This window comes from Marinomonas sp. BSi20584, assembly GCF_002792415.1.
Lineage (GTDB): Bacteria > Pseudomonadota > Gammaproteobacteria > Pseudomonadales > Marinomonadaceae > Marinomonas > Marinomonas polaris.
Genome location: NZ_KZ454909.1, coordinates 1 through 10,230, shown reverse-complemented (window position 1 = coordinate 10,230; position 10,230 = coordinate 1). Strand labels below are relative to the sequence as shown.

At 41.7% G+C, this 10,230-nt stretch carries 9 protein-coding genes; 7 read left to right on the top strand and 2 right to left on the bottom strand.

The annotated features are described in order from the left end of the window. Nucleotides 1–251: 251 nt before the first annotated feature. On the bottom strand, nucleotides 252–2,066 hold the full coding sequence (edd, locus tag TY87_RS22100; protein ID WP_100188722.1) for a phosphogluconate dehydratase: 1,815 nt from the start codon (nucleotides 2,064–2,066) through the stop codon (nucleotides 252–254). Between the two features lie 382 nt (nucleotides 2,067–2,448). Here edd and gap point away from each other — a divergent pair, with 382 nt between their 5' ends. From gap to TY87_RS22070, 6 genes are all read left to right on the top strand, one after another. Beyond that, nucleotides 2,449–3,462, top strand: a complete 1,014-nt coding sequence (gene gap / locus TY87_RS22095) for a type I glyceraldehyde-3-phosphate dehydrogenase (RefSeq protein ID WP_072839492.1) — start codon at nucleotides 2,449–2,451, stop codon at nucleotides 3,460–3,462. Between the two features lie 81 nt (nucleotides 3,463–3,543). Continuing rightward, entirely contained in the window at nucleotides 3,544–4,992 is a 1,449-nt protein-coding gene (gene pyk, locus TY87_RS22090) for a pyruvate kinase (protein ID WP_072839491.1), read from the top strand. A gap of 6 nt (nucleotides 4,993–4,998) precedes the next feature. Next, nucleotides 4,999–5,469: a methylglyoxal synthase gene (locus TY87_RS22085; RefSeq protein WP_100188721.1), complete on the top strand. Its 471-nt coding sequence runs from the start codon at nucleotides 4,999–5,001 to the stop codon at nucleotides 5,467–5,469. Nucleotides 5,470–5,681: 212 nt separating this feature from the next. Further along, nucleotides 5,682–6,173 (top strand): 5-(carboxyamino)imidazole ribonucleotide mutase, encoded by a 492-nt coding sequence (gene purE, locus TY87_RS22080; RefSeq protein ID WP_048813927.1) that lies wholly within the window; start codon nucleotides 5,682–5,684, stop codon nucleotides 6,171–6,173. Between the two features lie 3 nt (nucleotides 6,174–6,176). Continuing rightward, the gene (gene purK, locus TY87_RS22075) at nucleotides 6,177–7,244 is read left to right on the top strand and encodes a 5-(carboxyamino)imidazole ribonucleotide synthase (protein WP_100188720.1); all 1,068 of its coding nucleotides are present in this window, start codon (nucleotides 6,177–6,179) and stop codon (nucleotides 7,242–7,244) included. Between the two features lie 275 nt (nucleotides 7,245–7,519). Continuing rightward, nucleotides 7,520–7,993 (top strand): Lrp/AsnC family transcriptional regulator, encoded by a 474-nt coding sequence (locus TY87_RS22070; RefSeq protein WP_100188719.1) that lies wholly within the window; start codon nucleotides 7,520–7,522, stop codon nucleotides 7,991–7,993. A gap of 51 nt (nucleotides 7,994–8,044) precedes the next feature. Here TY87_RS22070 and TY87_RS22065 read toward each other — a convergent pair whose 3' ends face one another. After that, entirely contained in the window at nucleotides 8,045–9,286 is a 1,242-nt protein-coding gene (locus TY87_RS22065) for an MFS transporter (RefSeq protein WP_100188718.1), read from the bottom strand. 441 nt (nucleotides 9,287–9,727) lie between these two features. Here TY87_RS22065 and TY87_RS22060 point away from each other — a divergent pair, with 441 nt between their 5' ends. Continuing rightward, on the top strand, nucleotides 9,728–9,886 hold the full coding sequence (locus TY87_RS22060) for a YqaE/Pmp3 family membrane protein (RefSeq protein ID WP_072839487.1): 159 nt from the start codon (nucleotides 9,728–9,730) through the stop codon (nucleotides 9,884–9,886). The last annotated feature ends 344 nt before the right edge of the window (nucleotides 9,887–10,230 follow it).

The window sequence follows — 10,230 nt, the reverse complement described above, 5'->3', positions numbered from 1 at the left end:
AATAGAGTCCAACTTTATGGGGTCAGTTCACCTACTACAGATTCGGGCCTTTTTTTATTTTTAAAATATAGATACTTGATTTGAATTAAGATGGCACTCGGTTGATGATCCATCGATACACTATGCGTAAAACAGAGAGTAAAAGGGTTAAAACAATAAACTAGAAAGGCAAATTACAGGCAAAAAAATGGGGCTTGAAACAAGCCCCTAAACACCATTTACTAACAAATGTTAGTAGTCAGAGGAAAGGTTTAATCATTAAACAAGCTGCAAGCACCTTGTTCTGCGCCACTTACTAAAATACGTTGTGCGCTAAATAGTTCACGCCCCATACCTTGATGGGAATCGGTTAAATCTTGCTGTGCTGCTTCGCGTTTATTTAGCTCTTCGTCTGAGATCAACACAGACAAAGTACCTTCAATTGCATCTAAGCGGATCATGTCGCCATCATGGATCTTAGCGATAAGACCACCCGCCAATGCTTCAGGCGTCAAGTGGATTGCAGCAGGTACTTTGCCTGATGCACCAGACATACGACCGTCTGTCACTAAGGCAACTCGGTAGCCTTGATCCTGTAAGTTACCAAGGTATGGCGTCAACTTATGCAACTCAGGCATACCTAATGCTTTAGGCCCTTGGAAACGAACAACAGCCACACAGTCACGTTTCAATTCACCACTTGCAATGGCATCAGCCAATGCATTTTGACTATGAAACACAGCAGCGGGTGCTTCGATAATTCGATTTTCATCTTTCACGGCTGAAACTTTAATCACTGAACGACCAAGGTTACCTTTCAATAACGCCAATCCGCCTTCTTTACTAAACGGATTATCAATAGGTCGCACAACATTCATATCTAAGCTTTCATCTGTACCATCACGCCACACAAGATTATCACCTTCTAAGAAAGGCTCTTTGGTGTAATGAGTTAAACCTTTACCCACGATAGTGTTTACATCTTCATGCAATAGACCACCTTTCAGTAATTGCTTAACCAGAAACGCCATACCGCCAGCCACGTGGAAATGGTTAATATCTGCTTGGCCATTCGGATAGATTTTAGTCAATGATGGCACAACTTTGGAAAGAGCTGAGAAGTCATCCCAAGTGATAATAATGCCAGCAGCACGAGCGTAAGCGACAATATGCATCGTATGGTTAGTTGAACCACCCGTCGCCAACAAACCAACAATCGAATTCACGATGCTGCGCTCGTCGACTATTTCGTATAAAGGTCGGTAATCTCGACCCAATGCAGTGATCTTGGTAGACAACTGAGAAGCATAGTTAGTTAATGCGCCTCGTAGTGGATCATCTGGATTAACAAAAGAAGATCCTGGAAGCTGAAGCCCCATAATTTCAACTAATAGCTGATTTGAGTTAGCCGTACCATAAAAAGTACAAGTACCAGCGCTGTGATAAGAAGCTGATTCAGCTTCAAGTAACTCCTCACGAGTCGCTTGACCCTGAGCGTAACGCTGACGAACCGCCGCTTTAGCTGCGTTAGTAATACCTGAGCGCATTGGCCCTGCTGGAATAAACAAAGCAGGCAAATGACCAAAACGCAGTGCAGCAATCAACAAGCCAGGAACAATCTTGTCACAAATACCTAGATAGATAGCCGCATCAAACATGTTATGAGAAAGTGCTATTGCTGCACCTTGTGCGATATTGTCACGACTAAATAGACTTAGCTCCATGCCGTCTTGCCCTTGCGTAACACCATCACACATAGCAGGAACACCGCCAGCGAACTGAGCAACAGAGCCCATTTCTTTAACCGCTGCACGAATTTGATCTGGGTAATTTTCGTAAGGCTGATGAGCAGACAACATATCGTTATAAGAAGATATGATACCTATGTTCGCTTCCTCCATTAGAGTCAGCTTTTGTTTATCTTGAGGTTGGCATGCCGCAAAGCCATGAGCCAAATTCCCACAGGACAATTTACCTCTGTGCGGTCCTTGCTCTTGCGCTTTTTTCATATCTTTAAGGTATTGCTCGCGCAACACTTTGCTTCGTTCAATGATGTCGTTCGTTACCTTAGCAACAATCGGATTCATGCTTCTCTCCGTTTTTGAATTCAGTTATCTCAGCAAACAGCCTGACACTACAATATTATGTAATATTACTACATTTTTAATTTATTTCACGCCTGAAACAGATAAATAACCAATAAAAACACTATATTTTGTAATTTTTTTACAAAAATAATTCGAAAAATGCTTTCTGTCAGCTAAAATACTCGAACTTTTGTAACATAATTCTGTACAATGCTAGCCATATATCAATAGATGATCAAAAAACAATCATATTGACAGGAATTTGTTACTAATCCTTGCTTAAAAAATTACTTATGTAGTATTTTTACGTAAAGAACAAAATTGAACGCGTGTTGTTCGAGTTCGAACATCATGCAACTTTCGCACTATGTTAGAGGTGAGTATGACGATTAAGGTAGCTATCAACGGTTATGGACGCATTGGACGCAATACGCTTAGAGCTTTGTATGAATCAGGCAAGCGTGATCAAATCCAAATCGTAGCGATTAATGATCTTGGTGATTCAAAAACTAATGCTCATTTAACGAAATACGATACTGTCCACGGTCGCTTCAACGAAGAGGTTACCTTTGATGAAGAAGCGCTTTATATCAACAAAGATAAAATCCGCACTTTCTCTGAACGTAATCCTGCAGACCTTCCTTGGGCTGAGCTAGATATTGACGTCGTTTATGAATGCACAGGTTTCTTTACAACAAAAGAAAAAGCCAGTGCTCACATCACTGCTGGAGCGAAGAAAGTTATCATTTCTGCACCGGGTAAAGAAGTTGATGCGACTGTTGTATACGGCGTAAACCAAGATGTACTAACATCTAAAATGACTGTCATTTCAAATGCTTCTTGTACTACCAACTGCCTAGCGCCATTCGCTAAACCATTAAGCGAAAAGCTTGGTATTGAAAGTGGCTTGATGACGACAATTCATGCTTACACCAATGATCAGCGCCTTTCAGACGTTTATCATGAAGATCTTTACCGCGCTCGTGCGGCAGCAATGAACATGATTCCAAGTAAAACTGGTGCTGCAGCTGCAGTTGGCCTTGTTATCCCAGCACTTGTTGGTAAATTTGATGGTCTTTCTGTTCGCGTACCGACTATCAACGTTTCGCTAGTAGATTTAACTTTCTTAGCGCCTCGTGAAACAACAGTAGAAGAAATAAACAAAATCATTGAAGACGCTATCAAGGCAGATCCAATTCTCGCGCAAGTATTGCATGTTAATTATGAGCCTCTTGTCTCTTCTGACTTCAACCACAACGCCTACACATCTAATTTCGATGCGACACAAACTCGCGTACAAGGTAAATTAGTAAAAGTTATGGCTTGGTATGATAACGAATGGGGCTTCTCAAACCGAATGCTTGATAATACTATCGCATTAATGGCTGCGAAATAGTCAAAATACACGAAGGCTGCTGACGCAGCCTTCGTCGTCTCTTATACTTCTCTTCACGCTTTCTAATCTTTGGTATTTAAAATGACTCGTAGAACTAAAATTGTTGCCACTTTAGGCCCTGCTTCCAGCTCTCCAGAAATGATTGAGAAATTGATCCTTGCTGGTGCCAACGTTTTCCGTCTAAATTTTTCTCATGGTCAACCTGAAGATCACATCGAACGAGCTAAAGTGGTTCGTGAAATGGCTCAAAAAAATGGTCGTCATGTGGCGATTCTTGGTGATCTACAAGGCCCTAAAATCCGTATCGCTCGCTTTAAAAACACCAAGGTCGAGCTAAAAGACGGCGCAACCTTTATTCTTGATGTTGGTTTTGACAAAAACAACGGCGACGAAACTCGCGTTGGTATTGACTACCCACAACTAGCAAAAGACTCACAGCCTGGTAACGTTTTGCTTCTTGATGACGGACGAGTTGTTCTTGAAGTACTAGAAGTGAAAGGCCAAGAAGTTATTACTAAAGTCATCGTTGGCGGCGCTTTGTCTAATAACAAAGGCATTAACCGCCAAGGTGGTGGACTATCTGCTGCTGCGCTAACCGACAAAGACCGCGAAGATATTAAAACTGCCGCCGCATTAAAAGCAGATTACTTAGCTGTTTCTTTCCCTCGTTGTGCAGACGACCTTCACGAAGCTCGTGCACTAGCCGAAGCTGCTGGCCTTAAAGCAGGTATCGTTTCTAAAGTAGAGCGTGCTGAAGCGGTTGCTGACAATGAAACATTAGATGCAATTATTCTAGCCTCTGATGCTGTCATGGTTGCTCGTGGTGACCTAGGTGTTGAAATTGGTGATGCAGAATTGATTGGCGTACAAAAACACATGATCAAACGCTGCCGTCAGTTGAACCGCCCTGTTATTACAGCGACTCAAATGATGGAAACTATGATTACTAGCGCAATGCCAACCCGCGCGGAAGTATTTGACGTAGCTAACGCTGTTTTAGATGGTACAGATGCCGTCATGCTTTCTGCCGAAACAGCCGCTGGCGCATACCCTGAAGAAGTAATTAAAACCATGAACCGCGTTTGCTTGGGCGCTGAAAAGCAACCAGCAATCAATCGTTCTAAGCACCGTATCGATGTGACCTTTACCAGCATTGATGAAACGATCGCGATGTCAGCTATGTACGCAGCTAACCATTTGGAAGGTGTTAAAGCGATTATTAGCTTGACCGATTCAGGTACTACACCACTTCTTATGTCACGCATTAGCTCTGGTTTGCCAATCTATGCATTGTCTCCAAACCAAGCAACACTGAATAAAGTAAACCTTTATCGTGGCGTAACGCCAGTAGCTTTCTCTTCACAAGAATTTAACGTTGACACTATCGTTGCTGGCTTAGTTGACCATGTGAAGTCTCTTGGTCTAATCAAAGACGGTGATCTTGTGATTGTGACAAAAGGCGATCACTTGGTGAGCTACGGTACAACCAATATGATGAAAGTCGTAAAAGTCGGTGCTGTTGAGGAATAAGTCACAGTGAAGAGCAAAACGTTGCAACAAAAAACGATCACGACACCGGAGCGTAAAAACGTCGCTCTGGTTGCTCATGACAATATGAAGCCTGCTCTTATCGAGTGGGCTGAAAAGCATAAAGAAAAACTAATCAAGCACAATCTGATGGCAACTGGTACAACTGGAAATTTAATGCAAAAGCAATTAAACGTTCCGGTACATTCGCTGATTAGCGGCCCTCTCGGTGGCGACCAACAACTTGGAGGTCTAATTGCCGAAGGCAAAATTGATGTGCTGATTTTTTTCTGGGACCCTTTCGAGCCAATGCCTCATGATCCTGACATCAAGGCTCTACTTCGAGTAGCTGCTGTTTGGAACATCCCGATTGCTTGTAGCGTTTCTTCTGCCAATTTTTTGGTGACGTCACCTTTATTCGAAAGCGAATTTGAGCGACAAATCCCAGATTATGAAAAATACCTCCAAGAGCGACTCTAGTCGCTCTTTCTTTTTCTACTGTTTATCAAACAACTTAGATATTTCTAGCTTCCTCAAAGCTCGCGGTTTTCCTCAAAATCGGCTATATTAGCCGCCAATTATTGTCATGTACAAATGTGTTAGGCCACGTTTAGACAGGGCAAATTTACTGATTAGACTCAACGTATAAGCCCCTCAGCACCACGTTGAACACCACTTATAGGAGAAGAGTTTTGCAAGCAGATGTAGCCCTAATAATGGGATCAAAAAGTGACTGGGCGACAATGGAAGGCGCCGCTGAAATAATGGACGCTCTTGGCGTAAGCTACCACGTCGAAGTGGTATCCGCTCACCGAACACCAGTCAAACTTGCAGAATTCTCAGAAAGTGCTGCAGACAAAGGTTTTAAGGTAATTATTGGCGGCGCTGGCGGCGCAGCTCATTTACCTGGCATGGTTGCAGCTCATACTCGTTTGCCTGTGCTAGGTGTACCAGTACAAAGCAAAGCCCTAAACGGCATGGACAGTTTACTGTCTATCGCACAAATGCCAAAAGGTGTTGCAGTTGGAACACTAGCTATTGGTAGTGCAGGTGCTTTCAATGCGGGTTTATTGGCTTGTCAAATTCTAGCTATTTCTAACCCTGAACTTGCTAAAAAAATTGAAGCATTCAGAACAAACCAAACAGAAACTGTATTGGCGAATCCAGACCCGAGAGAGGCTTAATCTATGTCAGTTCTATGGGTATTAGGAGCAGGTCAATTAGGCGCTATGCTAAAACAAGCTGGAACCCCACTCGGTGTTGATGTTCGTCCAATTGATATAGAGTCAACCGAGACCTTAGCACTAGGTCCAACTGATATTGTGACAGCAGAAAGAGAAGAATGGCCAGAAACTGTAGCCACCAAACAACTTGCTACACATAGCAACTTTGTCAACCTAGCGACCTTTCCACAGCTTGCAGATCGTCTAACCCAGAAACAATGGTTAGACCGTCTTGAGCTAGCGACAGCACCATGGTTTCCTGTTGAGGCTGACTCTTCTGCAGCACAAGCTTATGAGACATTAGGTGAACGCATTCTGATGAAACGTCGTCGGGGTGGTTATGATGGCAAAGGTCAATATTGGTTAAAACAATCTGAAGGCATTGAGATACCTGAAGATTGGAAAGGCCAAGCCATTGCAGAACAAGCCATTAATTTTGATGAAGAAGTTTCATTAGTCGGTGTTCGAGGTAAAAATGGTGAAGCGCACTTTTACCCACTAACACTTAACCTTCACATTAATGGCATCCTATACGCCTCCATCTCTCCATTAGAGCGCCTAAAGCCTTTGCAAAGTAAAGCAGAAGTAATGCTTAGCAAGCTTATGGAGGCTTTAGACTATGTCGGCGTAATGGCGATGGAATGTTTCCGTGTAGGAGATGAGCTACTCATCAATGAGCTAGCTCCAAGGGTCCATAACAGCGGCCATTGGACACAAGCAGGCGCAAGCGTATGTCAGTTTGAAAACCACGTACGCGCTGTCACAGGCCTTCCATTAGCGCCAGCCGAAGTTAAGAACCAAAGCATGATGGTCAACTTAATTGGTGTAGATCTAAACTATGACTGGCTAAACTTACAAGGCTTGGAGCTTTATTGGTACAAAAAGGAAGTTCGCCCAGGAAGAAAAGTTGGCCACCTTAATTTTTGTTCTGGTAGCTACTCAGTATTAGAGTCAGCACTAACAAAACTAGATCTTCCAGAGCCTTATCCAGAAGCTTTAGAGTGGTTAGCTAAAAACTTACCCAAGCTATAAATATCCACCCAAAGTTAGATATATCTTAACCTGACAACTAAATGCCGCTATCGTAAATGATAAGCGGCTTTTTTTATCGCTCAAACATCGAAGTGAATTAATTCTATCCAAATAGATAAAAAATAAAAAAACCGCAGAAACGCTTTAAAAATAGAAAATATAATATTTTTGAACTTGTTTACTTTACAAAACTCCTTATTCTAATTGATCTAGCTGAAAACAGCTTATTCAATATAAGAAAAACAGTACACTTAGATGCTGATAAGGAACTTTGAATGAACCATCTTGAACTAGACAGTTATGATTGGCGCTTACTTCGAGCCCTGCAAACCAATGCAAGACTCACCAATGTCGCGCTATCAGAACAAGTTAACCTATCCCCTTCCCAATGCTCAAGAAGGCTACAAAGACTCGAACAAAACAATTTAATTGAAGCTTACTTCACTCAACTTAATGCAAGTGAGTTGGGATACCACGTAACCGCTTTTATAAATATTACCCTTGATAAAAGTATTAAAAATTCAGATCAAGAGTTCAAAAAAGCCATTGAAGCCATTCCTCAAATATTAGAATGTTACTCGGTGAGCGGCGAAGCAGATTACTGGCTACGAATTATTAGCGAAAATCTACCCACTCTATCAACCTTTCTAAGTGAATCCCTTGCCAGTCTACCTTGCGTCAGAGACCTGACCTCAACCGTTGTCCTCAATCGCGTAAAACACGCACCATCAATTCCATTACCTAATTAACCAAGAACACAGAGAAGCGACAGAACCCATATATAGTAAGGGTGTCGCTTCTTAGACCTCAGGCAAGCGAATAACCATATAGACTCCGGCAAGAGTAATTATCGAAAATACCAAAACGAGAGATGCTAATGAGATCGAGTAAGTCAGTAAACTAATACTACTCATGGCTAATAATATAAAACCAATAATAGTATTACTGACTGATACATAGCTAGTTCGCTTATTTCCCTCGCCTAAATTCACTAAATACGTTTTACGACCAATTCTGACACCTTGGTGAGCAACGCTTAAAACGAAATACAGAATAACAATGAGCAATGTAGTAAAGCTCGTCTGAGGAAATAACTTTACCGTTGAAAATAGAGCCACACCAGTGAATGCACTCAATAAAGAAGAAAACATCATCACTTTCCGGCTAGAATGGTCTGAAAATAACCCCCAAAAAGGAGAAGATAACAGGGAAGCCAAACCACTCGATAGGATAAATAAACCTAGAATCAATACACCGTTTTCGGATCTTTGTTGGGCAATCAATACATAATAAGGAGCACTCAGAGCCGCACATAAAAATAACGAACGAGCAATAACGAATTCGCGAAATACCGAATCAGTTCTCAACAGACTAAGCTCTTTAAATACATCAATAAAATTTACACCTTTGTCTCCAACTTCACTTAAAGGCTCTTGCACCAAAGAATAAATTAAAGCGGCAAATAGCCAAATCATTGTAGCTGCAACAATTCCCCAAATATAAAAGCTCACATTACCTTGAATACTATCGAAGAAAAATAACGTACAAACAGCTATACCTATTGTTATAAGTCCTGAAGCACTAGAGGACCATCCAGCAACCCTTCCACGCTTATTTTTCACAACAGTCTTACCAAGCACATCTTTCGACGCTACAGAATTAAGCCCCCTTGCTACACTAAATACTATTAATGCAACAATAATTGCCCAGCCTGCGCTTACTCCGTCTAGCAACAAAGCGGCGCACCCTATCACCACCACACATAGAGATTGAATTAGGCTTCCCAACACCCAGACCCACTTTCGAACTTTCACCTTGTAAATAAAATGAGCAATAATCAACTGAGGCAACAAAGATCCTGATTCACGTATTGGCACCAACCAGCCCAGCAGGTACAAAGGAGCCCCCAAGCTTTGTAGCAACCACGGCAAGGTAACTTTTGGGTTGATCAAAACATCACCTAAATTGATTAAAAACTGAGAGATAACCAACTTGAAAATATTTCTTCTATTTGCCTTCTTTTGCACTTCTTTATCTAGCATAACAACACTCTATTAATATTTTATTCACAGAATACTCGCTAAAAATTGCCTCTAAAAAAACAAGAATAACGGTTAGCATAAAATATGCTCATTCTAAAAAAATTTATGATATTTATAGCAGTCTTAATAGAACTATAGACGTATACAGCTACCAACTTAGGACAAAATCAAAGGAAGCTAATTCACACATAATAAGCTGCAGCTCTTTTAGCTTACATATCCACAGGAAAGTAGGTCTATTTAGCACCACAACAAACCGCAGCCCTTTAGACAAGTTTATTAATATCCAATCACAAACTAAGTAAAACGAGCTTATGAAGTAAGACTTATTCACATCTTTGTAAAAAACGTAAAAAGTCTGTCACTTGATTAGCCAATCATACATCGACTAGATAGACTTATTTAGCAATCAAAAAAACATAATTAGTAAGGATAGATGACATGGATTTAATTAGAATTTTATTTGCCATTCTTTTACCGCCGCTTGGTGTCTTTTTACAGGTTGGTATCGGTGGTGCATTCTGGCTAAACATATTACTCACCATTTTGGGCTACATCCCAGGAATCGTACATGCTGTCTGGATCATCGCTAGGCGCTAACCTCAGCGCTCTCTAGATGAAAAAGCCCTGATAGCTGATCAAACGCTGGACGATCATTAGGCGGCAACCTCAATGATATGAGGCTACACATTATTCTGCTTCGTCTCTCACTGTGTGCTGACTCATTCCATCTTTGGCATTGGATTCGCGCTGACGCGTTGAGCTTAATAACCTCCTCCCAACCTCCCCATGAGGAGGAGCAAAAATGCCTGAGCAGTTATGACGTCGACGACTTCATTGATATGATGCTGGCACGCATTATCCTGCGTCGTCCCTCCCTTATATCCTGATACATGCCATCTTGGCATTTCCCGCAGACGAAAAAAAGCCCTGACAGCGTTAGC